Origin of the sequence: Myxococcus guangdongensis (assembly GCF_024198255.1) — a bacterium.
GTDB classification, from domain to species: Bacteria; Myxococcota; Myxococcia; order Myxococcales; family Myxococcaceae; genus Myxococcus; species Myxococcus guangdongensis.
In genome coordinates this window covers 514,362-539,121 of record NZ_JAJVKW010000003.1, presented here as the reverse complement: position 1 = coordinate 539,121, position 24,760 = coordinate 514,362, and the positions used below count along the sequence as shown (strand labels likewise).

At 70.6% G+C, this 24,760-nt stretch carries 24 protein-coding genes; 11 read left to right on the top strand and 13 right to left on the bottom strand.

Annotated features, from left to right (window positions below):
• Positions 1–770: 770 nt before the first annotated feature.
• Positions 771–1,808 (bottom strand): thioredoxin-dependent thiol peroxidase, encoded by a 1,038-nt coding sequence (gene bcp, locus LXT21_RS11660; RefSeq protein WP_254038187.1) that lies wholly within the window; start codon positions 1,806–1,808, stop codon positions 771–773.
• 68 nt (positions 1,809–1,876) lie between these two features.
• Positions 1,877–2,377: a hypothetical protein gene (locus LXT21_RS11655; RefSeq protein ID WP_254038186.1), complete on the bottom strand. Its 501-nt coding sequence runs from the start codon at positions 2,375–2,377 to the stop codon at positions 1,877–1,879.
• 57 nt (positions 2,378–2,434) lie between these two features.
• Here LXT21_RS11655 and LXT21_RS11650 point away from each other — a divergent pair, with 57 nt between their 5' ends.
• Complete coding sequence (locus LXT21_RS11650; protein ID WP_223750766.1) at positions 2,435–3,082, top strand: hypothetical protein; 648 nt, start codon at positions 2,435–2,437, stop codon at positions 3,080–3,082.
• Between the two features lie 61 nt (positions 3,083–3,143).
• On the opposite strand, the gene LXT21_RS11645 is transcribed toward LXT21_RS11650, so the two are convergent.
• Positions 3,144–4,472, bottom strand: a complete 1,329-nt coding sequence (locus LXT21_RS11645) for a response regulator (protein WP_254038185.1) — start codon at positions 4,470–4,472, stop codon at positions 3,144–3,146.
• 114 nt (positions 4,473–4,586) lie between these two features.
• On the opposite strand from LXT21_RS11645, the gene LXT21_RS11640 reads away from it, so the two are divergent.
• The 6 genes from LXT21_RS11640 (at position 4,587) to LXT21_RS11615 (ending at position 10,381) form a co-directional block, all read left to right on the top strand.
• Positions 4,587–4,970 (top strand): MXAN_6627.5 family MYXO-CTERM protein, encoded by a 384-nt coding sequence (locus tag LXT21_RS11640; protein ID WP_254038184.1) that lies wholly within the window; start codon positions 4,587–4,589, stop codon positions 4,968–4,970.
• 11 nt (positions 4,971–4,981) lie between these two features.
• Entirely contained in the window at positions 4,982–6,025 is a 1,044-nt protein-coding gene (locus LXT21_RS11635) for a methyltransferase (protein WP_254038183.1), read from the top strand.
• A gap of 88 nt (positions 6,026–6,113) precedes the next feature.
• Positions 6,114–7,559 (top strand): UbiA family prenyltransferase, encoded by a 1,446-nt coding sequence (locus tag LXT21_RS11630; protein WP_254038182.1) that lies wholly within the window; start codon positions 6,114–6,116, stop codon positions 7,557–7,559.
• 13 nt (positions 7,560–7,572) lie between these two features.
• Positions 7,573–8,964: an FAD-binding oxidoreductase gene (locus LXT21_RS11625; RefSeq protein WP_254038181.1), complete on the top strand. Its 1,392-nt coding sequence runs from the start codon at positions 7,573–7,575 to the stop codon at positions 8,962–8,964.
• A 24-nt stretch (positions 8,965–8,988) separates the two neighbouring features.
• The gene (locus tag LXT21_RS11620; RefSeq protein WP_046716433.1) at positions 8,989–9,726 is read left to right on the top strand and encodes an SDR family oxidoreductase; all 738 of its coding nucleotides are present in this window, start codon (positions 8,989–8,991) and stop codon (positions 9,724–9,726) included.
• 64 nt (positions 9,727–9,790) lie between these two features.
• Complete coding sequence (locus LXT21_RS11615; protein ID WP_254038180.1) at positions 9,791–10,381, top strand: Uma2 family endonuclease; 591 nt, start codon at positions 9,791–9,793, stop codon at positions 10,379–10,381.
• A 58-nt stretch (positions 10,382–10,439) separates the two neighbouring features.
• On the opposite strand, the gene LXT21_RS11610 is transcribed toward LXT21_RS11615, so the two are convergent.
• Complete coding sequence (locus LXT21_RS11610) at positions 10,440–11,555, bottom strand: aldo/keto reductase (RefSeq protein ID WP_254038179.1); 1,116 nt, start codon at positions 11,553–11,555, stop codon at positions 10,440–10,442.
• Positions 11,556–11,645: 90 nt separating this feature from the next.
• On the opposite strand from LXT21_RS11610, the gene LXT21_RS11605 reads away from it, so the two are divergent.
• Positions 11,646–12,551, top strand: a complete 906-nt coding sequence (locus LXT21_RS11605) for a LysR family transcriptional regulator (RefSeq protein ID WP_254038178.1) — start codon at positions 11,646–11,648, stop codon at positions 12,549–12,551.
• 12 nt (positions 12,552–12,563) lie between these two features.
• Here LXT21_RS11605 and LXT21_RS11600 read toward each other — a convergent pair whose 3' ends face one another.
• Positions 12,564–13,127 carry a regulatory protein RecX gene (locus LXT21_RS11600; protein ID WP_254038177.1) on the bottom strand — a complete coding sequence of 188 codons (564 nt, stop codon included), beginning with the start codon at positions 13,125–13,127 and terminating at the stop codon, positions 12,564–12,566.
• A 113-nt stretch (positions 13,128–13,240) separates the two neighbouring features.
• Positions 13,241–14,815 (bottom strand): alkaline phosphatase family protein, encoded by a 1,575-nt coding sequence (locus LXT21_RS11595; protein WP_254038176.1) that lies wholly within the window; start codon positions 14,813–14,815, stop codon positions 13,241–13,243.
• An 8-nt stretch (positions 14,816–14,823) separates the two neighbouring features.
• Between LXT21_RS11595 and LXT21_RS11590 the strand changes: the two genes are divergently transcribed.
• Together LXT21_RS11590 and LXT21_RS11585 are read left to right on the top strand one after the other, a co-directional pair.
• On the top strand, positions 14,824–15,303 hold the full coding sequence (locus tag LXT21_RS11590) for a substrate-binding domain-containing protein (RefSeq protein WP_323394331.1): 480 nt from the start codon (positions 14,824–14,826) through the stop codon (positions 15,301–15,303).
• A gap of 229 nt (positions 15,304–15,532) precedes the next feature.
• Positions 15,533–16,888, top strand: a complete 1,356-nt coding sequence (locus tag LXT21_RS11585; protein WP_254038174.1) for a hypothetical protein — start codon at positions 15,533–15,535, stop codon at positions 16,886–16,888.
• Positions 16,889–16,897: 9 nt separating this feature from the next.
• Here LXT21_RS11585 and LXT21_RS11580 read toward each other — a convergent pair whose 3' ends face one another.
• Together LXT21_RS11580 and LXT21_RS11575 are read right to left on the bottom strand one after the other, a co-directional pair.
• Positions 16,898–18,007 carry an MBL fold metallo-hydrolase gene (locus tag LXT21_RS11580; RefSeq protein ID WP_254038173.1) on the bottom strand — a complete coding sequence of 370 codons (1,110 nt, stop codon included), beginning with the start codon at positions 18,005–18,007 and terminating at the stop codon, positions 16,898–16,900.
• 97 nt (positions 18,008–18,104) lie between these two features.
• Positions 18,105–19,148: an SDR family oxidoreductase gene (locus tag LXT21_RS11575; protein ID WP_254038172.1), complete on the bottom strand. Its 1,044-nt coding sequence runs from the start codon at positions 19,146–19,148 to the stop codon at positions 18,105–18,107.
• 90 nt (positions 19,149–19,238) lie between these two features.
• On the opposite strand from LXT21_RS11575, the gene LXT21_RS11570 reads away from it, so the two are divergent.
• A complete protein-coding gene (locus LXT21_RS11570; RefSeq protein WP_254038171.1) occupies positions 19,239–19,883 on the top strand; it encodes a TetR/AcrR family transcriptional regulator in 645 nt (214 codons plus the stop codon).
• 8 nt (positions 19,884–19,891) lie between these two features.
• Here the strand turns inward: LXT21_RS11570 and LXT21_RS11565 are convergent, their stop codons facing one another.
• Genes LXT21_RS11565 through LXT21_RS11545 form a run of 5 tightly spaced genes read right to left on the bottom strand, consistent with a single transcriptional unit; the run spans position 19,892 to position 24,665 of the window.
• The gene (locus LXT21_RS11565) at positions 19,892–20,992 is read right to left on the bottom strand and encodes an NAD(P)/FAD-dependent oxidoreductase (protein WP_254038170.1); all 1,101 of its coding nucleotides are present in this window, start codon (positions 20,990–20,992) and stop codon (positions 19,892–19,894) included.
• Positions 20,989–22,695: a fatty acyl-AMP ligase gene (locus LXT21_RS11560; protein WP_256571555.1), complete on the bottom strand. Its 1,707-nt coding sequence runs from the start codon at positions 22,693–22,695 to the stop codon at positions 20,989–20,991. The genes LXT21_RS11565 and LXT21_RS11560 overlap by 4 nt, the downstream gene beginning before the upstream one ends.
• A gap of 44 nt (positions 22,696–22,739) precedes the next feature.
• Complete coding sequence (locus tag LXT21_RS11555; RefSeq protein ID WP_254038168.1) at positions 22,740–23,018, bottom strand: acyl carrier protein; 279 nt, start codon at positions 23,016–23,018, stop codon at positions 22,740–22,742.
• Complete coding sequence (locus LXT21_RS11550) at positions 23,011–23,586, bottom strand: isoprenylcysteine carboxyl methyltransferase family protein (RefSeq protein ID WP_254038167.1); 576 nt, start codon at positions 23,584–23,586, stop codon at positions 23,011–23,013. The genes LXT21_RS11555 and LXT21_RS11550 overlap by 8 nt, the downstream gene beginning before the upstream one ends.
• Positions 23,580–24,665, bottom strand: coding sequence for a type III polyketide synthase (locus LXT21_RS11545; protein WP_254038166.1), 1,086 nt, complete (start codon positions 24,663–24,665; stop codon positions 23,580–23,582). The genes LXT21_RS11550 and LXT21_RS11545 overlap by 7 nt, the downstream gene beginning before the upstream one ends.
• Between the last annotated feature and the right edge of the window lie 95 nt (positions 24,666–24,760).

Sequence of the window (24,760 nt, the reverse complement as noted above, 5' to 3'; positions counted from 1 at the left end):
GTCGTGCTGGGCTGTCCGCATGACGACCCAGGCTTCTTCCTGGCAGAAGGCTGCTTCGACTCGCGCGAAAGGGTTGCGGGGAGCAGGCTCCGACCGCGCAGGATTTGCGCGAACCCTCCCGCGAAAGGAGCCTGAGCCCTGTGAGGATTCAAGGCTTCGGCGCCGACTCCGTCGTGTTCACGAAGTGAAACCGTCGCTCCGGTGAAACGTCGACGCGGGTCGTGCCCCGGATGTCGACACGGCACTCGGGAGTCATCCCGAGTGCCTGTCTGACGATGCGCCGCGACCTCTCGCCCATCTTCGAGAGGCACGCTCGCTTCCGCGAGGCGCCTACTTCGCAGCGCCCTACTTCCGAGAGGCGCCCTTCTTCTTGGAGGGCGCGGCCTTCTTCGCAGCGCCCTACCTCCGGGAGGCACCCTCCACTTGGAGGGCGCTGCATTCTTCGCTACGCCCTACTTCCGGGAGGCACCCTCCACTTGGAGGGCGCGGCCCTCTTCGCTACGCCCTACCTCCGGGAGGCACCCTCCACTTGGAGGGCGCTGCATTCTTCGCTACGCCCTACTTCCGGGAGGCACCCTCCACTTGGAGGGCGCGGCCCTCTTCGCTACGCCCTACTTCCGGAAGGCACCCTCCACTTGGAGGGCGCTGCATTCTTCGCTACGCCCTACTTCCGGGAGGCACCCTCCACTTGGAGGGCGCGGCCTTCTTCGCCACGCCCTACTTCCGGAAGGCACCCTCCACTTGGAGGGCGCTGCATTCTTCGCTACGCCCTACTTTCGGGAGGCGCCCTTCTTCTTGGACGGCGCGGCCTTCTTCGCTGCACCCTTCTTCGCCGGAGTCGCCTTCTTCGCGGAAGCCTTCGTCGCGACGCTCTTCGCGGGCGCGGCCTTCTTCGCGGAAGTCTTCTTCACAGCGCCCTTCGGAGCAGCCTTCTTCGCGGAAGCCTTCGTCGCGACGCTCTTCGCGGGCGCGGCCTTCTTCGCGGAAGTCTTCTTCACAGCGCCCTTCGGAGCAGCCTTCTTCGCGGGAGCCTTCTTCGCGGCGCCCTTCTTCGCGGCGCCCTTCTTCGCGGGCGCGGCCTTCGCCTCAGGCGCAGCCGCCTTCACGGGCGCGGCCTTCGCCGGGCGAGCCTCGGGAGCCTCCACCTGTGCCGTGGCGCCCGTCCCCGCGTCACCCTGACGCGCGACCTTGCGCTTCGGCGCATCGAACCGCGTCACCGGCACTCGCGCCGGAGCGGACACCGGGGCGCTCGCGACCGGAGCCTCGCGCGTGTCCTCATCACCCGCGCTCGACTCCACCTCCGGGCTCGAGCCCGGCGCCGGTAACTCCCCCGAGGGAAGACTCGTGGGCTTCGCGCCCAGCGCAGCGAGCACCTCCACCACGTGCCCGGTCACCTTCACCTTCGGCCACACCTGCTTCACCTTGCCATCCGGCCCGATGAGGAACGTCGCGCGGGTGATGCCCAGGAACTTGCGCCCGTACAGCGACTTCTCGCCCCAGACGCCGTACGCCTCCGACATCTGGTGCTCGGTGTCCGCGAGCAGCGGGAAGGGCAGGCTGAACTTGGTCGCGAACTTCCGGTGGCTCGCGGTGTTGTCCGCGGACACGCCGAGCACCACCGCGCCGGCGGCCTCCAGCGTCGAATGCTCGTCGCGGAAGCTGCACGCCTCCACGGTGCATCCGGGAGTGTCATCCTTCGGATAGAAATAGAGGACGACGTTCTTCCCCGCGAACCGCGAGAGCGTCACGGTGTTGCCGTCCTGGTCCTGCAGCTGGAAGTCGGGAGCCGCGTCACCTGCTTGGGGCATGGGCATGCGCGCTCCATAGCCACAAACAGGGCGCGTTCTCAATCTCCCCGCGACCCGTCACCCGCGCGCTACTTCGCCGCGGGCGCCTCATGGCCGTGCTCGTGGCCATGCTCCCCGGGCGGATGGCTGTGCGACTCGATGCGCACCAGCTCCTTCTGGCACTGCGTCAGCGCCGCCTGCAGCGGCTCGCGCGCGGCGTCATCCGCCACGCCCAGCTTCTTCGCCAGCGCCTCGCACGCGGCCCGCTTGGCGTCGGAGTCGTCCGTGCCGGGCCCCGTCGCGCCCGGGGTCGCCAGCGGACGCGGGGGCAGCTTGCCCCGCAGGGCCCCAATCGCCGCCAGCCGCTTGTCGGCTTCCGGACGGGCGCGCGAGCCCGTGGGCACCGCCTCCAGCTCCGCGACGACCGCGTCCCAGGCCGGGTCCGTGGGGCGCACGCCCTGGTCCACCAGGGCCTTGTACTTCACGTCCGCCTCGCGCAGCTTCTCGGGGCCGGAGTCACACCCGGTGGCGAACACCAGGCACAGCAGGATTGAAAGCGCGGCGGCAGGCCGCTGGAAGGCAGTCCACATGACGCGTAGGTACCTCCTGCTGGCCTCTGGAGGGAAGCGCGGCTAGGGTGACAGCCCGTGCCCCCCATCCTCCTTGCCTTCCTGCTCGGTCTGTTCCAGGGCCTGCTCCATGCCGTGGGGCCAGACCATTGCGCCGCCGTGGCGACGCTGGGAACCCTGAACGGCGGCCGGCGCAAGGCGGCCATCATCACCGCCTTCCGCTTCGCGCTGGGGCACGCGGCCATGCTGGGCGGCATCGCCGCGGTGTGCCTGCTGGCTGGCGTGGGCCTGTCGGAGACCTTCGAGCGCTGGGCCGAAATCTTCGGCGGCGCCGTGCTGGTGGCGCTCGCCGTCACCGCCCTGCTCTTCCCCAACAGCCTGGACCACGGCCACCCCCACCTGCCCGGCCACGCGAAGGAGCCCCACCAGCACGTGCACACCGTCAGCACCGCCGCCGGCGCGCTGATGGCCGTCAGCGGCGTGCGCTCGCTGCTGCTCGCCCTGCCCCCGCTGCTCGTTGGCGGCAGCATGAGCCTGGCGGCGTGGACCTACCTGCCCGGCTTCGCCCTGGGCATCCTCATCGGAATGGGCGCGGTGGGCCTGCTCTTCGCCGAGGGCCTCACCCGCCTCAACGCGCGCATCACCGCCTGGGTGCAGCGCGCGGTGGCGCTGGCCTCCGGCGCGCTCGGCCTGTTCTGGATCGGCTCCCGCCTGACGGGCGGCTGAGCCTCCCGACGCACTGCCAGGACCCCAGGGCGTCCCCTCTCGTCGAGGGCGACGCCCGGGCCTACGAGCGCTTCTCCAGGATGCCCAGCGACATCATCGCCACCAGGAAGCCGTAGACGACGTGCTCGGGGCGGTTGGCGAACGCGAGCAGCTCCGCCACGGTGCGGATGCCGTCAATCTTGGGGAGCAGCTCCGCCTCCCACCGCTCCAGCTCCACCTCGTTGAACTGGTACGAGGGCGCCACCGCCGGGATGAGCCGGTCCTCGGGCTGCAAGAGCCTGCGCAGGCGCTCCGGCTTGTAGAGCTTCTTGATGCCGCGGACGATGAGGTTGCCGGGGTGCACGTCCAGCTTGATGGACTCCGAGCTGGCCTTCTCCCGGAAGCTCATCACGTACGTGGCCTCGTCCCAGGCGAAGAGCGAGTAGATGACCGCCTTCACCTGCTGGCCCACGTAGTACAGCCGCTCGGTGTCCTTGAGCAGCCCGCGCTCCACCAGCACGTCGCCGGTGCGGCGGTTGGTCTGCCCCGCCACGGCGGAGGCATCCTGGAGCTGCTCGGGCTTGATCTTCCCCACCCGGACCAGGAACTGTCCGAAGCGGTCCGCGAGCAGGTTGGAGAGGGCGAACACCGGCATGCCCTTCTCGAAGTAGACGACCTTCTTCACCTTGCCCTTCTGGATGCCCAGCTCGCCCGTCTCCCGGGACAGGTAGTAGGCGGTGAGCAGCGAGGGCAGGTTGTCCTTCAGCTCACCCCGGCGGCTGCCGGGCGCGCCCGAGCCCGGGGGCGGCTGGTCCGGCGGGCGGCCCGGCGTGGGCGGCCGCACCTGGGTGGCCGGCACCTTCTGCATGGGGCTGGCGGTGAGGTTGGCGCCGCGAATCTCCGCGGTGATGTTGCCGCCGCCCGTCACCTTGATGCGGCCCGTCAGCTCCATGACGTCCTGGGGGCCCTCCTCCTCCACGTCGATGTCCAGCTCCACCTCGAAGGCGTCCTGGAGCGAGCCCGCGGGCGGGGCCTTCTTCTCGGGGGCGAGGACCTTGGTGACGGCCTCCAGCAGCTTCTGCGCCTCGAAGGGTTTCTCGAAGTAGCCGGCCGCCTGGTACTTCTGGCGCGCCTCCAGCGCGTGCTTGCCGCCCTTGAAGACACCCGTGATGAAGAGCAGCGGCAGCTGCGGGTTGTCCTTGCGCAGCACGTCCGCCAGCGGGTAGCCCATCATGTCCGGCAGCAGGATGTCCAAGACGGCCGCGCCGGGAGGATGGGCCTTGGCCACCTCGATGGCCTGCTTGCCGCGGCTGGCCCCGACGACCTCGTAGCCCGCGTCCTCGAAGAGCTGCGTGAGGAGGGAGAGGAGCTCCGGGTTGTCATCGACGACGAGGATTCTGGGGGCGGCCATCGCGGGCCGTACGCTACCAGATGCCAGCCAGGGGGTGGGACAATCTACCCCCGGCCTCCCCTTTCCACGGTGGATGCATCTGTGCCGCCGGGCGGTTAGGGTGACGACCCCGTCATGGCCTCTCTCCGTCATCTGTTCCGTGCCCGGACCCTCGGTCTGCTGGCGTGCCTGTCCCTCGTGTCCCCCGCGCTCGCGTGGGCCCAGTCCGCCGACGACGCGGGCGCCGACGGGGGCATCATCATCCCCCTGCCGGACGCCTCCTCTGGAGAGGGCGGACCGGACCGGGACAACCCGGAGGGCGAGGACGGCACGGGGCGGGTGAACACCGTCTGCCGCCACAGCGGCGACTGTTCTGCGCGCTTCACCTGTGACGACGGGAAGTGCCGTTACACGGGTGTGCGCAAGGCGGAGCAGGTAGGCTGCCTGATGGGCGCGGAGGGAGCGCTGGTGCTGGTGGGTCTGGCGGGACTGGCCCGGCCCCGGCGCAACCGAGGATAGGGGACGCGTGCATGCGGCTGGGCCTCAAGGCGGACAACCTGCTGGAGCGCGTGGCGAACTGGCTCAACCTGGCGCCCCAGCCCCTGGCCCATGCCTTCTTCGGGATGATGGCCTCGCGCACGCTGATGGCGGGGGTGCGGCTGGGGGTGTACGCGGCGCTGGCGGATGGCGCGGCGACCTCCGAGGCGCTGGCCGCCCGGCTGAAGCTGTCCCCCGAGGGGATGCGCTCGCTCCTGGAGGCCCTCATCGCCTGCGAGGCGGTGGAGCGTCAGCGCGACGGCCGCTACCGGCTGGCGCCCCGCTCGAAGCGGTGGCTGGACCCGCGCTCGCCCCAGTACGTGGGGGCGTTCCTGGAGTTCAACTACGCGCAGTGGGACTGGTGGAGTCAGGTGGAGGGCGTGGTGCGCACCGGCGAGGCGGTGGACATCCACGGCTTCGCCCCCGAGGACCCGCGCTGGCGTGACTACATCCACGCCATGCACCAGCTCGCCCGGCTGGCGGCCCCCGAGGTGGCGGGCGCCATCCCCCTGCCCCGGGGGGCCAGGACGCTGTTGGACCTGGGCGGCGCCCACGGCTGGTTCGCGGCGGAGATGTGCCGGCGCAACCGGGGCCTGAAGGCGACGGTGTTGGACCTGGAGGGCAGCGTGCGCGTGGGGCGGGACATCATCGCCTGCGCCGGGCTGAGCCACCTGGTCACCCATCAGGCCGGGGACATCCTCACCGCGGACCTGGGCGGCCCGTATGACGGGGTGCTGCTGTTCCAGGTGATGCACCACCTGACGCCCGCGCAGAACGTGGCGCTCTTGCGCCGCATCCGGGGGGCGCTCGCGCCCAAGGGGACGCTGGCGGTGCTCGAGTACCTGCGCGAGGACATCCAGGACCCGGCCAGCTCCGCGCCGCTCATCGGCCTGCACTACTTCGTGACGTCGGGGGCGGCGGCGTACACGCCCGCCGAGGTGGAGGGCTTCCTGGACGACGCGGGCTATCGCATCGAGAGCAGCCGGCCCATCCGCCACCTGCCCCTGCAGACGCTGCACGTGGCGCGGCTCGACTGAGCCGTGGCCGGGCGGGCACGGCGGGCGGGCAAGCGCTTCTGCCCCCTGGACACGGCGCCGATGGGCTAGCTTGCGCCTCCCGTTGCCCATGATTCCCGAAACCCCGCTCTCCGCTGACTCGCCAGACGTGGCGCTCGCCGTCGACCTCGACGGGACGCTGGTGCGCACCGACACGCTGCACGAGAACCTGCTCGTCCTCTTCAAGCGCGCGCCCTGGTTGTTGCTGCTGTTGCCCCTGTGGGTCCTCAAGGGCAAGGCGTACTTCAAGGCGGAGGTGGCCCGGCGGGCCGCGCTGGACGCCTCGCTCCTGCCGTACAACCAGGAGCTGCTCGACTTCCTCCAGGAGGAGAAGGCGCGAGGGCGCAGGCTGGTGCTGGCCACGGCGGCCGACCAGCGCATCGCCCAGGCCGTGGCCTCGCACCTGGGCCTGTTCGACGCGGTGCACGCCAGCGATGGCCAGGAGAACCTGTCCGGGGCCCGCAAGCTCGCGAAGCTGAAGGCGTCGCTCGGCACGTTCGACTACGCGGGCAACGACGCGGTGGACGTGCCGCTGTGGCGCGAGTCGCGGCAGGTGGTGGTGGTGCACGCGCCGTCGGGCGTGCTGAAGCAGGCGCATGGGTTGGGGCGCGGGGTGCACCGCGTCTTCGAGAAGCCGAAGACGAGCCCGCGCGTCTGGGTGAAGGCCCTGCGCGTGCACCAGTGGGCGAAGAACGCGCTGGTGTTCGTGCCGCTGCTCGCCGCGCACAAGGCCGCCTCGCCGGACCTGCTGCTCAAGGCGGTGCTGGGCTTCGCGGCCTTCAGCCTGTGCGCGTCCAGCGTGTACGTGCTCAATGACCTGCTGGATCTGGACTCCGACCGGCGGCACCCGACGAAGAAGAACCGTCCGTTCGCGGCGTGCACGCTGCCGGTGAGCGTGGGCGTGGTGATGGCGCCCCTGCTGCTGCTGGCGGGCGCGGCGGTGTGTCTGTTCCTGCCGCCCGCCTTCGCGGCGCTCCTGGCGACGTACTACGCGTTGACGCTGGCGTACTCGCTGCGGCTCAAGCAGGTGGTGATGCTGGACGTGCTGGTGCTGGCGGGCCTGTACACGGTGCGCATCTTCGGCGGCTCGCTGGCGGTGGGCGTGCCCACGTCGAGCTGGCTCTTGATGTTCAGCACGTTCCTGTTCCTGTCGCTGGCGCTGGTGAAGCGGCTGTCCGAGGTGCGCCGGCTGCGGCTGTCCAACGAGACGTCCGCGCACGGGCGCGGCTACCTGGCGCAGGACTACGAGCAGTTGGCCAGCCTGGGCGCGGCGGCGGGTCAGGTGTCGGTGCTGGTGCTGGCGCTGTACATCACCTCCAAGGAGGTGACGGTGTACTACGACCACCCGGAGCGGCTGTGGCTGCTGTGCCCGGTGATGCTGTACTGGGTGGGCCGCATCTGGGTGCTGGCGCATCGCGGGCAGGTGAACGAGGACCCGCTCGTCTTCGCGCTGAGGGACCGGGTGAGCTACGCGGTGGGGCTCGTGTCCGCCCTGGTGCTGTGGGCCGCCACGTGAGAGGGCTTGCGCGATGAAGGCACAGGAGTCCTGGGGACGCTATCCCCGAGTCGAGCAGCGCACGCACGCGCTGACGTGGCGCTCGGACGCGCTGCCGGAGGTGTCCGGCGCGGTGCTGCCGCACGGGCTGGGGCGCAGCTATGGCGACTCGTGCCTGAACGGGGGCGGCACGCTGCTCATGACGTCGGGGTTGGACCGGCTCATCGCGTTCGACGCGGCGACGGGCGTGGTGCGCTGCGAGGCGGGGGTGTCGCTGGACACGCTCTTGCGCCTGGCGGTGCCGCGCGGCTGGTTCCTGCCGGTGACGCCGGGCACCAAGTACGTGACGGTGGGCGGCGCCATCGCCAACGACGTGCACGGGAAGAACCACCACCGCGGGGGGACGTTCGGCCGGTACGTGCGCCGCTTCGAGCTCTTGCGCTCGGATGGCAGCCGCCGGGTGTGCGCGCCGGACGAGAACCCGGACTGGTACGGGGCGACGATTGGCGGCCTGGGGCTCACCGGGCTCGTCACGTGGGCGGAGGTGCAGCTCAAGCCCATCAGCAACCCGTTCGTGTTGCAGGAGACGGTGCCCTTCGGGAACCTGGATGAGTTCCTGGTCGTGGCGCGCGAGTCCGAGGCGGACCACGAGTTCACCATGGCGTGGGTGGACTGTCTGGCGCGCGGCCGGAAGCTGGGGCGCGGGCTCCTGTACCGGGGCAACTTCGCGCCGCCGCAGTTCGACCGGCTGCCGTTGGCGAAGAGCCACCTGTCGCACGGCATGGGGCTCGCGGTGCCCATGGACATGCCGGCGTTCTGCCTCAACCGGCTGTCGGTGTCGGCGTTCAACTGGCTGTACTTCCACCGGCAGAACGGCAAGCCGAAGCAGCGGCTGACGCACTACGACCCGTTCTTCTATCCGCTGGACGCCATCTATGGCTGGAATCGCATCTATGGCCGGCGCGGCTTCCTCCAGTTCCAGTGCGTGGTGCCGTACGCGACGGCGCGCGACGCGCTGAGGGAAATCCTGGAGCGCAGCTCGCGCGGCGCGCTGCCCAGCTTCCTGTCGGTGTTGAAGACCTTCGGAGACATCCCCTCTCCGGGGTGGCTGTCCTTCCCGCGCCAGGGCGTGACGCTGGCCATGGACTTCGCCAACCGGGGGGAGAAGACGTACCGGTTGGTGGAGGACCTGGACAAGCTCACGCGCGAGGCGGGCGGCGCCGTGTATCCAGCGAAGGACGCGCGCATGAGCCCGGAGAGCTTCGCGGCGTACTTCCCGCGCCACTCGGAGTTCGCGGGCTACATCGACCCGGCCTTCTCCTCGTCCTTCTGGCGGCGGATGAACCCGGTGGCCCTGCCCTTCTCGCTGGAGTCGGAGCGGAAGGGTGGAGCCGCCGCGCCGCAATCCCTGCTTGCGCTTCGCTGACCCCTCTTCGAGATTCCAGACCCCATGAAGAAAGTGCTCGTCCTCGGCGCCACCAGCGCCATTGCCCAGGCGACGGTGAGACTGCTCGCCGCGCGCGGTGCCTCGCTGTACCTGGTGGGCCGCAACGTGGAGAACCTGGACGCGGTGGCGAAGGACGCCGCCACGCGGGGCGCCGCGAAGGTGGAGTCGAAGGCGCTCGACCTGAATGACTTCAGCGCGCACGAGGCGCTGGTGGACGGGGCGTTCCAGGCGCTGGGCGGGCTGGACGGCGTGGTGCTCGCGCACGGGGTGCTGGGAGACCAGACGGAGGCGCAGCGCTCGTGGGCGGCGACGGAGGCGGTGCTGCGCACCAACTTCCTGAGCGCGGTGTCGCTCCTGACGGCGCTGGCGAACCGCTTCGAGGCGCAGAAGGCGGGCACGCTGGTGGTGATTTCGTCGGTGGCGGGAGACCGGGGCCGGCAGAGCAACTACGTGTACGGCGCGTCGAAGGGCGCGCTGAACGTGTTCCTCCAGGGCCTGCGCAACCGGCTGGCGAAGTCCAACGTGGCGGTGGTGACGGTGAAGCCGGGCTTCGTGGACACGCCGATGACGGCGCACATCCCGAAGAACAAGCTGTTCGCCTCGCCGGAGAAGGTGGCGCGCGGACTGTTGAGCGCGGCGGACGGGCGCAAGAACGAGGTCTACGTCCCCGGCATCTGGGCGCTCATCATGCTCATCATCAAGAGCATCCCGGAATCCGTGTTCAAGAAGTTGAAGCTCTAGCTGTAAACGGACGCCGGGAGCGGCGCGGCTTGTCGGACGGCTCTGCTATCTCCACACTCGGGGCATGGCCTACGGCAAGCGCGAGACAGAGGGTGTCGCGACCCTCGCCGACATCGAGGCGCTGCCCGAGGGCGTCGTGGGCGAGATCATCGAGGGAACGTTGTATGTGCATGCCCAGCCGCGTGCTGGGCAGATGGATACGCTGGGCGGACTGATTGCCGCGCTCCGCGGACCCTTCCAACAGGGGCGGGGTGGGCCTGGGGGTTGGTGGATTCAAGTCGAGCCCGGAATCCGATTGGAGGGCTCGCCCGAGTTCATCCCGGACCTGGCGGGGTGGAAGAAGGACCGGGTCGCGCGAATTCCCGCGGGCTCGTGGCTCGTCGCGCCCGACTGGGCCTGTGGAATCCTGTCGCCATCGACGCGCGCCTACGACCTGCGCATCAAGCGTCCGTTCTACGCGCGGATTGGCATCAAACACCTGTGGTTCATCGACCTGGAAGCGCGCACGTTGCTGGTGAGCGAGCTGCGCGATGGACAGTGGGTGGAGGTCGGGACCTACTGCGATGACGACCTCGTCCGAGTCCCTCCGTTCGAGGACCTCGAGCTGAGGCTCGGCGAGCTCTGGCCGTTCGTGGAGCCGACCTCCGGGATTTAGCGTCTGGCAAATGTGGGGCTGGCGCTGGTGCTCGCTCCAGCGCCCCATGCCGTGAGGCTCAGCGCGCCGCCGGGCGGAACCACGTGGGCTCCGATCGCACGGACGTGCCTCCCGTGAACATGCCGCGGGTGAAGAACTCGTTCTCGAAGAAGTGGTACGGGTGCACGAGCTCCGGGCGACTCGCCGCCTCCAGCTTCGCCGCCTGCGACTCCGGAATCACCACGTCCAACGCGCGCAGGTTCGCCTCCAGTTGCTCCAGCTTCGTCGCCCCGATGATGGTCGACGCCACGCCCGGCCGCCGCGCCACCCACGCCAACGCCACCTGCGCCGGCGGCTTGTCCAGTTCCCGCGCCACCTCCAGCAGCGCCTCCACGATGCCCCAGTTGCGCTCCGTGAAGAGCTTCTCGAAGCCCGGGTTGCCTCCCCCCTGGATGGCCGCCACCCGCCCATCCCCCTTCACCACGCCGCGCTCCCGCGTGTACTTGCCCGACAACAACCCCGAGGCCAGCGGACTCCACGGCGTGATGCTCGCCCCCAGCTGCAGCGCCGCCGGGATGTGCTCGCGCTCGATGTTGCGCTCCACCAGCGAGTATTCGAGCTGCAACGCGGCTACCCGCTCCCACCCCTCCTTCTCCGCCAGCGTCTGCGCCCGCGCGAAGTACCAGGCCGGCACGTCCGAGAGCCCGAGGTACCGAATCTTCCCCGCGCGCACGAGGTCCGTCAGCGTGGACATCACCTCCTCGAGCGGCGTGATTCCGTCCCACGCGTGCATCCAGTACAGGTCCACGTAGTCCGTCTTCAGCCGGCGCAGCGACGCCTCCACCGAGCGCCGGAGGTTCTTGCGCCCGTTGCCCCCCGCGTTCGGGTCCCCGGGAATCGTGTTCACGGTGAACTTCGTCGCGATGACGGCGCTGTCCCGCCCGCCGTGCTCCGCGAAGTAGTCCCCGATGATGGCCTCGCTCGTGCCCCCCGTGTACCCGTCCGCGGTGTCGATGAAGTTGCCCCCGGCCTCCAGGTAGCGGGCCAGCAGCCGGTGCGCCGTGTCCTTGGGGCTGCCCCAGCCCCACTCCGTGCCGAACGTCATGGCCCCCAGCGCGAGCGGGCTCACCCTGAGGCCCGAGCGGCCCAGCAGGTGGTAGCGCGACAGCGTGTCGATGCGGTTCGTCGTCGTCATGCGTGCCTCCGTGGATGACCTCAAATTGCCGCCCACGGGCTTTTTCGAGAAGAGACCGAAATCGCAAACACTGTTTAGGATGGCTTCACAATGGCCCTGACACCCCTGAACGAGCTGGCCGTGTTCGTCGCTGTCGCCCGGCACAAGAGCTTCACGCGCGCGGGAAAGGAGCTCCGCGTCTCCACGTCCGCGGTGAGCCAGACGGTGCGCATGCTGGAGGAACGCGTGGGCGGCGCCCTGCTCTCCCGCACCACGCGCAGCGTGTCGCTCACGGACATGGGGCAGCGCCTCCTGGAGCGCGCGCGGCCCGGACTGGAGTCGGCGCTCGGCGCGCTGGAGCACCTGTCCGCGGCCGTGTCCGAAATCAGCGGCACGCTCCGGCTCACGGTGCCCGTCATGGGGCTCTCCACCGTCATCGAACCCGTCCTCCCCCGCTTCATCCAGGAGCACCCCCACGTCCGCGTCGACGTCCGTGTCTCGGACCGGTTCGTGAACATCGTGACGGAGGGGCTCGACGCGGGGCTGCGACTGACGGAGTCCGTGGAGCGCGACATGGTGCAGGTGCGCCTGTCACCCTCCTTCCGCTTCCTCATCGTCGGCTCACCGGCCTACCTGAAGAAACACGGGACGCCGACGCGCCCCGAGGACCTGGCGCAGCATGAGTGCATCGGCTACCGCGCCCCCACCACGGGGCTGCCGTACCACTGGGAGCTGGAGCGCGGACGCAAGCAACTGCGCATCGCGGTGAAGGGGCCGCTCGTCACGGACCACGCGCAGTTCACGCGGCGCATGGCCGTGGCGGGCGTGGGCCTGGCGTACCTCGCCGAGCCAGAGGTCACCCCGGCATTGCGCGAAGGGACGCTGCGAGCCGTGCTGGAGGACTGGGCTCCCTCCGTCCCGGGCCTCTTCCTGTACTACCCCCACCGGGCTCGCGCCTCACCCGCGCTGAAGGCCTTCGTCGCGCTCGCGCGGAAGATGCTCGCGCCAGGGCCCTGAGCCTCGCGGCCTTCAGTCGAGCGTGCCGTCGATGATCTTCTTCGCAATCCCGAACGAGAAGCCCGCGCGCGCCAGGGAGGCCAGGTCTCTCTGGCGGTTCTCGTCGCGCGTCGCCAGGTTCTTGCGGAACGGGCCCAGGCGCTTCTTCCGGGCCCAGATGCGCGCGGCGTCCTCGTCGGAGACCTCCGCGGTGGCCTGCGCCAGCTTTTGCTGCACCAGGTCCGCGGACACGCCCTTCATCCGCAGCTTCTGCGCAATCACTCGCGTGCTGCGTCCGGCCGCGCGCAGCGACTGCGCCTTCATGCCGGCGTAGGCGTCATCGTTGATGAGGCCATTGCGGATGAGCTTCTGCGTGAGCGCGTCAATCCACCCGAGCGCCTCGGCACGGTCCCCTCCGTGCTCCTTCACCGAGCGGTCCACGCGGCGCACGAGCACGCGCTTGAGTTGGCTCACCGTGGAGGCGTAGCGCTTCAAGTAATGCAGCGCCGCGTTCTCCAGGTAGCGGGCGGACACCTTCCGGGGCCGCTTCTGCTTCCTCGGGGGCCTGCTGTCCTGTCCGGTCCGGTCGTCTTCCACGCCGCCCTATCTACCAGGGCGGTCCGACGAAGACGTGGCTCGCAATGGCCCACGAGGTGGTGAGGGCGGGCAGCCGAGCATGGCCCGTGACGTCACAGGCGCGGGCCGACGCCTCACCGTGACGCCGCGCGCTCCGAGCACGAGGCAGCCGTGCCTGCTCGTGGGGGTAGCGCCTCACAGAGCGGCAGCCCCGAGGCCTCCGGCAGTGTCACACCCAGCCACGTGGCCAGCGTGGGCGCCAGGTCCAGCGGCGTCACGGCGCGACCCTGTCGCGCGGCTGGCAGCCCCTGCCCGTAGAGGATGAGCGGCACGTGCGTGTCGTATTCGTAGGGCGTCCCATGCGTGCTCGCATGGTCGTCATCCGGCGCGAGCAGCACATGCGGGTCCGCGATGAGCACCAGCTCTCCCGAGCGCTCCGGTACGTACTCCTGCCGCACCCTCCGAGCAAAACCCTCCGCCCGGTCGGCACGGACATCCGCGGCGGACACCCCCTCCGCGATTCCCGGCACCGCGCGCGCCGCCTTCTTCGCCACCTCGGCCGCCTTCTCCAGCGACACGCCCCGCGCCTTCAGTCGCGCCTGTCGCAGATACAGGTGCGGCGCGCTGAACGCCTCCACCCAGTCATCCGCGCCGAAAGCCCCATCCATCGCCGCGTCCACCGCGCGCGTCACCGTCTCCGCCGACAACCGCTGCTCCGCTCTCGCGGGAGCGGGCGCCATCCCATGGTCCGCGCTCATCGCGACCAACACCTTCGACATCCCCACCTCGCGGTCCATCGCCTCCAGGAACGCGGCCAGCGCCCGGTCCAACCGCAACAGCATGTCCACCGCCTCGTGACTCTCCGGCCCGAAGCTGTGGCTCACCACGTCCACGCTCGACATGCCGATGGCCAGCAAATCCCTCGCACCGGGACGCGTGCCCAGCTGCTCCGCCTTCACTCCCGCGAGCGCGAGCGCGAACAACTTCTCCGCCCCCAGTGGCGTGTACAGGAACGCCTCCTCCGTCGTCAGCGGATGGGGGAACGTCCGACCCAGTCCCTCGGGCGGGCGCTCACGCGCGTCGTCATCCGGCCCCAACGCGCCATACACGGAAGCCTCCGCGCCCCGCGCCCACGCGCCTCCCTTCTGCGAGCCCAGTGCCTGATTCCACTCGGACACCCACGTCGGCAGCGCGCGCGCATGATGACGACTCGTGGTGAAGCCCTTCGTCCCCCACCAGTACGCCTGCCCACGCTGCCCTCCCAGCATGATGGCGGCGCGGTCCTTCAACGACACCGACACCACGCGCGAGGCCCCACCGTGCGTCTCGAGCAAGCGGTCCCCCAACGTCGGCACTCGCAGGCGCCGGGGCGACACACCCTTCCCCTTCGGGTCATCGAGCGGCGGGCTGGCGGCGTCTCGAACACAGCTCACATCCGTGCCCGTCTCCCGCTCGTACCACTCGTTCGAGATGATGCCGTGCGCCCCCGGAGGCGCACCCGTCGCGAGCGTCGCGTGCCCTGGACACGTCTTCGTCGTCGCGTATGGATAGCGGGCGGAGTCGAAGACGGTGCCACCCTCCAGGAGCCGACGGAAACCTCCCGGCCCCATGCGGTGACGCCAGCGCTCCAGGTCGTCATGGCGGAGGCCATCGAACACCAGGAACACCACCAGCGACGGCCGCGCCTCCACCTCCTCGCCCGGCAACACCACCGCCCGTGTGGCGAGAACAGCTCGTGCTCGTCGGGCCCCCGGGAGCCAAGGGGAAGACCTTCCCCCGACTCGAGGCCTTCGAGGACCTGACCTTCGTCACCTATGACGAGTGCGAGTACGTCTTCGGCAAGTGGTTCGAGGGGCACTACGGACGACAGCCCCGCTCGATGCGCGGCACGTACCACTTCGAGGAGCTCGAGGAGGTGGTGAGCACGGTGGCCGCCGGCCACGGCTGGTCCATCCTTCCTGACCACTGCGTCGCCCAGGCCGCGCGCCAGGGCGCCGTCGTCATCGCTCCGGCGCCCGGCCGCAAGCAGGTCACCAACCTCATCTACTCCGTGCAACGCGCGAACGCGCCCGAGAACCCCGCCGCGCTCCGACTCATCGACGCGCTGCGCACCGCCAGCGAACCGCCACACTCCTCCGCGCCACGAAGCAAGCCACGTCGCCGCTCCGCTCGCGGAAGGCGGCACGACCGCGCCTGAGCGCCTCCACTGGCCGCGCGACGCTCGCCACCGGCACGAGGACAACCCCGCCGATGACGGCCACGCACCGCGGCCCTGGCGCCGCCCTCGAACGTCCCTGCCCGTGACGCGCGCGGAGCACCAAGACGCCCCGAACACTCGTTCGCCGCGCATCGCGTCACGCCTCGCGAAAGACTGTCTTTTGAGCCCACGCCGGAGTCTTGGCTACGCTCAATGGCAAGAGGCCGCCATGACCACCGCCGCGCCCATCACCGCCGCTCCGGAGCCTGTCGCTCCGGTGACGCCCACCCTCGCGCCCGAGCCGACACCACCGCCGTGGAGCCTCGCGAAGCGGCTCGGCTTCCGCTTCTTCTGCGCCTTCATCCTCATCAGCTGCTTCGCATTCCCCATCGACTCGCTCCCCGTCATCGGCGCGTCCATCTCCCAGGCCATCAGCGACTTCTGGGCCATCGTCGTCCCCTGGGTGACGCGCCACGTGGCGAGATACCCGCACGAGCTGCCCATGGAGCAATCCGGCAGCGGCGACAGGGCCTTCGACTACGCGCAGACAGGCTTGTTCCTCGCGCTCGCGCTCATCGCGATGGCGGTGTGGTCCATCGTCGACCGGCGGCGTCCTCGCTACGACAAGGCCCACACCCTGCTGCACATCTACGTCCGCTACCTGCTGGCCGTCCCCATGCTGGGCTACGGCTTCTCCAAGGTCTTCAAGTCGCAGTTCCCCATGGCGTCCATCGAGCGGCTCACCCAGTCCCTGGGCGACTTCTCCCCCATGGGCCTGTTGTGGACCTTCATGGGCTTCTCCCCCGGCTACAACCTCTTCACCGGAGGCGCCGAGGTGCTGGGCGGATTGCTGCTGCTCACCCGACGCACCACCACGCTCGGCGCGCTCGTGGTCATCGGCGTCATGTCCAACGTCGTCGCGCTGAACTTCTTCTACGACGTCCCCGTCAAGCTCTACTCCACCCAGCTCTTGCTCTTCGCCGTCTTCCTCACGCTGCCCGACCTGCGCCGGCTCGCCAACGTCTTCGTCCTCAACCGCGCCACCCAGCCCGCCTCCCTCGAGCTCCCCTTCACCCTCCCCACCCGCGTCCTGTGGGCCACGCGCGCCGCCAAGCTCCTCTTCATCGGCTGGCTGCTCCACAACGGCATCACCCGGGGCCACGAGCGCTACACCCAGTGGGGCGACGGCGCGCCCCCGCCGCCCTTCGGGGGCCTCTACCAGGTCGAGTCCTTCACCCGAGACGGCCAGGAGCTCCCGCCGCTCCTGACGGACCCGCATCGCTGGCGCGCCGTCTCCGTCGGCCGCAACGTGGTGACCGCCCGGCGGATGAACGACGTGCGCCGCCACTTCCCGGTGAAGGAGGGCGGGGATGGGAAGTCCCTCCTCCTCATGTCGAGCTGGGACGACGGCGCGAAGCCCGTGGCCACCCTCCATCGCGAGACACCCGACGCGGAGCACCTGGTGCTCCAAGGCGAGGTCGACGGCGCGAAGGTCGACGTGCGGCTGAAGGCGGTGGACATGTCGAAGACCCAGCTCCTCGGGCGCGGCTTCAACTGGGTCCAGGAGCGGCCCTACAACCGCTGACACCCGAGCCTACCGCTCCGCCGCGCACACGCTCGCCACCGCGGCGGGGGTCGCCGGCAGGGGCTCGACGAACCGCCCCTCGCCGAAGCCGAGCGCCCAGAAGCGCGGGCGCACCTCCTCGCGCGCGAGCAGCCGCAGCAGCAGGAACTTCGCCTCGTCCTGTCCGTCGAAGGCCATGGGGAAGGTGTTGTGGTGCATGGCCACGGACGTGGACGAGCTGAGCACCTTGTGCGCGTCCAGCGCCTCGCGCGGCCCCATGTGCACCGTGTGGAGCACGCGCGGCCGATAGGCCCCAATCGGCAACACCGACAACCGCATGGGCCCGAAGCGCGCGGCCATCATCGCGAAGTGTGGACCGAAGCCCGTGTCCCCCGCGAAGAACGCCGGCCCGCCCGTCGTCGACACGACGTACCCGGCCCAGAGCGTCTCCGCCTGGTCCGTGAGCCCCCGGTTCGAGCGGTGCTGCGCGGGCACCGCCGTCACCGACACCTCCGGCGTCACCCGCGTGGCCTGCCACCAGTCCAGCTCCTCCACGTGACGGAAGCCCTCGTCATCCAGGAGCGCCTTGTTGCCCAACCCGACGATGAAGCGCGGATGGTGCGCCGCCTCCAACCTGCGCAGCGTGGGCAGGTCCATGTGGTCGTAGTGGTTGTGGCTCACCACCACGACATCGATGGGCGGCAGGTCCTCGAAGCGGATGCCCGGCGGATGCACCCGCTTGGGTCCCACCCACGGCACCGGGCTGGGCCGCTCCGAGTAGATGGGGTCCGTCAGCACATTCACCCCGTCCGCCTGGATGAGCACGGTGGCGTGGTTGATGAGCGTGACCTTGAGCTTCCCCGGCCCCACGCGCTCAGGCGGCGGCCTGCCGGGGGCCAGGTCCTCGTACTCGCGCCAGGCGCCGCGAGGCTCCTTGAGCGCCGCGCCAATCAACTCGGAGGCAGACAACATCGGCGCGTCACCGATGTTCTGGAACTTCTCCCCGTCGAAGTGCGCCATCGGCGGCCCCCGGTGACTGGGGCCCGCGAAGAGGCAGCCGCCCACGAGCGGCGCGCAGGCGAGCAGACCCCACAGGGCGGTCGATGCGGGGAACCAACGGGCCAGGGACGCCTGGGACATGGGGACGACGCTCCATCGGAAACCAACGGCCACGCCCTCCGGTCAGGGCGCGACGGGCCTGCATCGTAATGGCGGGCACGCGGCCGCGCAGGACTCTTCAGGCGGACGTGGCCACCCGAGGACTCTTCGCGGCGGGCGCCATCTGGGGCTTGTGCTCGCGCAGCCAATCCACCGTGTCGCGCAGCGTCTCCTCCAGCGGGCGGAAGCGCACCCCCAGCTCCCGCTTCGCCTTGGACGAGTCCACCCGCAGCTTCGCGTGCATGACGCGCACCCCCTCCACGGTCAGCGCCGTCTCCCCACCCGTCAGCCGGGCCCACGTCTGGCCCAGTGCTCCCAGCACCAGCGCCAGCGCGTGGGGCAGCACCCTGCGCGGCGCGGGGATGCCCGACACCGCTTCAATCGTCCGGGCCAACGTGCCCAGGTCCACGAACTCACCGCCCACCAGGTAGCGCTCCCCCGAGCGTCCCTTCTGGGCCGCCACCAGGGTGGCCTCGGCCACGTCGCGCGCGTCGACCAGGCACGAGCCCCCCTCGAGCAGGGCCGGCATCTTCCCCGCGGCCAGGTCCAGGATGAGCTGCCCCGCGGCGGTGGGCCCCGCGTCCCCGGGACCGAACATCCACCCCGGCAGGATGTAGACCACGTCCAGGCCCGTGCGCGCGCTGAAGGCGTTGAGCTCGCGCTCCGACTCCACCTTGCTCTTGAAGTAGAGGTTGCCGGCGAGCAGCGCCGCGGGCGGCGTCGACTCGTCCCCGGGCGAGCCGTCCGCCTTGGCGCCCACCGTGCCCGAGGAGCTGATGTCCACGAAGCGCTTCACCCCGCGCTTCTGCGCCTCCTCGGCCAGCGCCACCGTGGCCGTCACGTTGATGGCATACAGCTTCGGCCAGTGGTCTCCCGCCGCGTAGTATTCGCGGAAGTACGCCGCCGTGTGGATGACCACGTCACAACCCTCCAACGCGGCCGCGAAGCCCTTCACGTCCAACATGTCCCCTTCCACCACCTCCACTCCGGAAAGCCCGCCGAGCACCTGGCGCGCCTTCGTCGACGAGCGCGCCAGCGCCCGCACCGTGTGCCCCCCGGCCACCAACGCCCGCACCACGTTGTTGCCCAACAGCCCCGTGCTGCCCGTGACGAATGCGCGCATCCGGCGTCTCCCCGTTAATGTGAACGATGTTCAAATAAGGGCCAGTCTAAACACTGTCAAGATGAACGGGCGAACCAGGAGGCTGGGGCCATGACGACCCGGGCGAAGAAGGCGGCGGCGCCCAAGCGGCGGACGTACCACCACGGGGATTTGCGGCAGGCGTTGGTGGACGCGACGTTGAAGCTCATCGCGACGGAGGACGTGGGCGCGGTGTCGCTGCGGGAGGTGGCCCGGCGCGCGGGCGTCACGGCGGCGGCGCCGTATCACCACTTCCGGGACAAGGACGCGCTGTTGGCGGCGGTGGCGGAGGAGGGCTATCGGGCCCTCAACGCGCGAATGGACGAGGCGATGACGCAGGCCCGGGCGCCGCGTCTCGACACGCAGCTCAAGGCGCTCGCGCGGTGCTACGCGCGCTTCGCGGTGGAGCACCCGGCGCACTACCGGGTGATGTTCCGCCAGGAGTGGAGCGACGAGGAGAAGTACGCGGGCATCCACACCGAAGGCATGCGTGCCTACGCGCGGTTGCAGGAGCTTGCGCGGGAGGCGCGCGCGGCCTCGGGCGGCAAGATGGACATGGACATCCTGGCCTTCACCATCTGGTCCTGGGTGCACGGGCTCGCGTCGCTGTGGAACGAGGGGCCGCTGCGCAAGAAGAGCCAGAGCGACTCGATTGAGCCGCTGTTGGAGCGCTCGTCGGAGATGTTCGTCGGGTGGGTGCTGGGCAAGGCGCCGTGAGGCGCGGCTCACCCGACGACGGTGTGGAGGATGCGCTCGAAGAGCCACGGGCTGTGGCCGAGCATCCGGACGATGGGGCGGCGCAACCCGGGGCGCCTCGCCAGCATCAAGAGTGAGCGCGTGGCCCAGGCGTACTTGCGGAACACCTGCTGGAAGCGCGCCTCGTAGGGCTGGAGCACGTCGCGGCCCGCGCCCTTCGCGAGCGCATCCGGCAGGAGCGTGCCCAGCGACTCCGCGCAGGAGAAGGCGAGGGAGAGCCCTTCTCCGGTGAGGGCGTCCACGTAGCCCGCGGCGTCGCCCACCAGGGCGAAGCGGTCCGCCACGCGCACGCGGGCCACGCGCGCCAGGGGCCCCGCGCCTCGCACCTGGGAGTCCGGCGTCGCGGCGGACAGTCGCGCCTCGAGCTTCGGGAAGCGCGAGAGCAGCGTCTCGAAGCCCACGCGTCCCTCCACGCCTCCGTCCTCCCAGAGGAAGGCGAGCCCCACGCGCCGGGCTCCCGCGGGCGTGACGTAGGCCTCCACGCCGTGCGCGAAGTGCACCTCGACGTAGGGGGACCAGGGCTCGAGCTGGAAGTGGCGGCGCAGGCCGAAGCGGCGAGGCCCCTCCGCGTCCATCTCCAGTCCCTCCGCGCGCCGCAGCGGTGAGGCGAGCCCATCCGCGGCCACCAGCATCCGCGCCTCGACTTCGCCGTCGACCAGCTCCAGCGTCACGCCGTCGCCGACGCGGCGGTGCGACACCACGTGGGTCCGCTCGCGGAGCTCCGCGCCCACTTCGCGCGCGCGGGTGACGAGCGCCTCGGCCAGCGCCACCCGACGCACGCCGAGCCCCCCTGGCGCGGGGAGGAGGCCCTCCGCCGTGCTGCCGTCCTCCTGCACGTAGCGGATGCCCACGAACGGCGCGCTCTGCGAGCGGTCCAGGTGCGTGAGCGCGCCCAGCCGCTCCAGGGCCGCGAGCCCCGCGGGCATGAGCCCCTCGCCGCAGGCCTTGTCGGCCGGGAGCGAGGCGCGCTCCAGCACCACGGTGTTCAGTCCCCGCGTCGCGGCGTGGATGGCCACGGCGAGCCCGGCCGGACCTCCCCCCACCACCGCGACGTCATACCGACGACTCACGTATCGTGCTCCGCCCGCGCCATGGCGAGCGCGCTGCGCGCCATCTCCACCGCCATGCCCACCATGCCCACCTTCCTCGGCGGCGACAGCTCTCCGGAGAGATAGCGCCGCAGCGCCTCCGTCCGACGCAGCTTCCCGCTCGACGTGCGCGGCAGCGTCCCCGGCTCCAACAACCTCACCGTGTGCGCACGCACGCCCGTGGCCTCCACCACCGACGCGCGGATGCGCTCCTCCACGGCCTCGTCGGCGTCCGTCCCACCCCGCTCCGCGAGGATGAGCAGCGCCTCGTCCTGTCCACCCTCGGGCGTGAAGCCGAGCGCCACCGCGCACCCGGTGCGCACGCCCTCCACCGACTGAAGGGGTTCCTCGAAGGACTGCGGCGCGTGGTTCGCCCCGCGGATGATGACCACGTCCTTCGCGCGGCCCGTCAGGTACAGCTCCCCCTCCGCGACGAAGCCCAGGTCTCCCGTGTCCAGCCACCCGTCCAGCGTCAGCGCGCGCCGCGTGGACACCGCATCCCCGAAGTAGCCGCTCATCAGCGACGGCCCTCGCGTGAAGACCTGCCCCACGCGCTTGTCCGGCAACACCCCACCCTGCTCGTCGCGGACCTCCACCTCGAAGCCCGCCACCGGCGCGCCCACGCTCACCAACCGCCGAGCCCCCTCCTCCACCCTGCCTTCTCTCGCGAGCAGCGCGGGGTCCACGCCCAGCGAGCGCGGACCTCGCCCCTCCGGCGGGAACGTCACGGCCAGCGACGCCTCGGACAGCCCATACACGGGCCGCAGCGCGCGCGCGGAGAAGCCCCACCGCTCGAAGCGCTCCACGAAGCGCTGCAGCGTCTCCGAGGACACCGGCTCCGCGCCGTTGAGCGCGTGCTTCCACGACGACAGGTCCACCCCCTCCAGCTCCGCGTCCTTCACCCGCTTCAAGCACAGGCCATACGCGAAGTTGGGCGCCGGCGAGATGAAGCCCCGATGCCGGGACACCGCGCGCAGCCACAGCGCGGGGCGCGCCAGGAAGGCCTCGGGCGGAATCAGCACCAGGTGCCCCGGGTAGTGCAGCGCCGAGAGCAGACAGCCGATGAGCCCCATGTCGTGGTACAGCGGCAGCCAGCTCACGCCCACCCGCGGACTGTCGGGCGACACCGGCATCGCCACCTCCAGCGCCCTCAACTGCGCGAGCAGCGCCCCGTGCGTCAGCGCCACCGGCTTCGGGTCCACCGTGGAGCCGGAGGAGAACTGGATGAGGCCCAGCGCGTGCGCGCCCACCGCCACCTCGCGCCCCTCGTCCTCGCGCGACACGTCCTCCACCGTGTGACAGCCCAGGCGCGGACGGGACTTCTCCACGCTCGGCCCCAAAAGCAGCCGCACCCGCGAGTCCGTCAGCACCAGGCAGGACTCCGTCACCTGGAGCATCCGCGCCGTCGCCCGGTGGTACTCCTCCAGCCGCCCCAGCCGCACCGGCGGATACAGCGGCACCGGCACCGCGCCCGCCAGCAGCGCGCCGAAGTAGGCATCCATGAAGGCCGGCGAGGTGGGCAAGAGCAGCGCCACCCGCTCCCCCTCGCGCACGCCCAGGCGCAGCAGCCCCGCCGCCGTGCGCCGCGCCCGTCGGTACACCTCCGCCCAGGACAGCGAGGTCTCCTTCTCGGCCGCGTCCACGAACGTCAGCCGGAAGTCCGTCCCGGCCGTCGTCGCGAGCATCGCGTTCACCGTGGGGAACCGCACCGCGGGCAGCGTGGGTCCCCTCACGAACGGACCTCCGCCGCCACGCGCGCGGTGGACAGCACGCGCCGCTCCACCAGCGACACCAGGTCCCCCACCGTGCGCACCCCCTGCGCGTCCTCCTCCGACAAGCGGATGCGGAAGCGGTTCTCCAGCCCCACCGCCAACACCGTCAACCCCAGGCTGTCGAGCTGCAGGTCGCGCACGAGGTCGAGCCCGGGCTCCACCTCGCCCTTCCACTCCAGCTCCTCGATGGCGATTCGACGAATCTCCGCCAGGACCTCCAGTTCGAGCTCAGCCACGGGGCACCTCCGGTAGGAAACGGGGACGATGGGAGAACGCCTTCGCGTACACGTCCCCCAGGGCCGCTTCCTCCGCGCGGATGCGCACGAAGAGCAACACCAGGTTCCCCACCGAGAAGCACACGGCCGTCCACCACGCGCCGTGGATGAGCGGCACACACGCCAGCTCCAGCACCACCGCGACGTAGTTGGGGTGGCGCAGGAAGCGGTACGGCCCCCCCTCCACGGGGTGCAGGCCCGGCACGACGATGATGCGCGAGTTCCACCGCAGGCCCAGCGTGGAGATGGCCCAGTAGCGAAGCGCCTGCGCCCCCAGCGCGCCGCCCAGCGCCGCCCAGCCCCACGCGCCCGGGAAGGGGCGGTGCAGCAGGACCACCTCCGCCACGCACGCGAAGAGGAACAGCGTGTGGAACACCACCATGAAGCGGTAGTGACGCTGCCCCGTCTCCACCCCGCCCTGCGCGAAGGCCCACGCCGCGTTGCGCTTGGAGAGGGCCAGCTCCACGAGCCGCTCCAGGACGAGCGCGCCCATGAACACCAGGAACACGGCCTGGGTGAGCGTCACCATCGCAAGAGCACCATCTCTGCGCAGAAGCCCGGCCCCATCGCCATCATCAGGCCCCAGTCCCCCGGCTTCGCGTCCGCCTTCTCCAGCGTCTCGCCCAGCACGAAGAGCACCGACGACGAGGACAGGTTGCCCACCTCGCGCAGCGACGCCCACGAGCGCGTGAGCGCCTCCGGCGTCAGCTCCAGGGCCTGCTCGAAGGACTCGAGCACCTTGGGTCCGCCGGTATGCGCCACCCAGTGACGGATGTCACCGCGATTCAAACCGTGGCTCGCGAGGAAGCCGTCCACGTTGCCGCGGATGTGGTCCTTGACCAGTTGGGGCACCTTCGCGGACAGCACGACCTTGAAGCCCGAGTCCACCACGTCCCAGCCCATGGTGCGCTCGGTGTCCGGGTAGAAGACCGAGCGCGAGGCCACCACCCGGGGCCCCCGGGCCCCTGGGGCCTGGGCGCCTCGGAGCACCGCGCACGCGGCGCCGTCGCCGAAGAGGCCGGAGGCGATGATGTTGGGGATGGACAGGTCCTCGCGCTGCAGCGTCAGCGAGCACAGCTCCGCGGACACCAGGAGCGCGGTGTGCGTGGGGAAGGCGCGCAGGTAGTCGGCCGCCCGCGCCATGCCGGCCGCGCCCGCGACGCAGCCGAGGCCGAAGATGGGCGTGCGCTTGAAGTCCTCGCGGAAGCGCAGCCGGTTGGCGAGCCGCGCCTCGACGCTGGGCGTGGAGATGCCCGTCACGGTGACGAAGAAGACGTGGTCCACGTCCGAGGGCGTCAGCTCCGCCTGCTCCAGCGTCTTTCGCACCACCACCTCGCTGAGGGTGGTGGCCTCGCGAATCCAGGCGTCGTTGCGTTGCTGGAAGGTGACGAGCTCGCGGTAGGCGTCGATGGGCAGCGCCAGGTAGCGGCCACCGACCTGGACGGCGCGGTGCAGGTCCTCCAGGCGCTCCAGGTTGAAGTGGCGCGTGGCCCACAGCTCGCGGAAGGCCGCGATGAGCTGCTCCTGCGAGGCGTAGTGAGGCGGGAGCGCTCGTCCCACGGAGCGGATGTAGGGCGAGCTGCTGTCCTGGCCGGTTGCGCTGTGCATGAAGGTCTCGGGTCCGTGCGGCGCTCAGGGTACGCTTAGTCGGAAACGCGTGGAGGACGCGACCCCTGTCCCCACGACTGAACGAGTCCCGACGC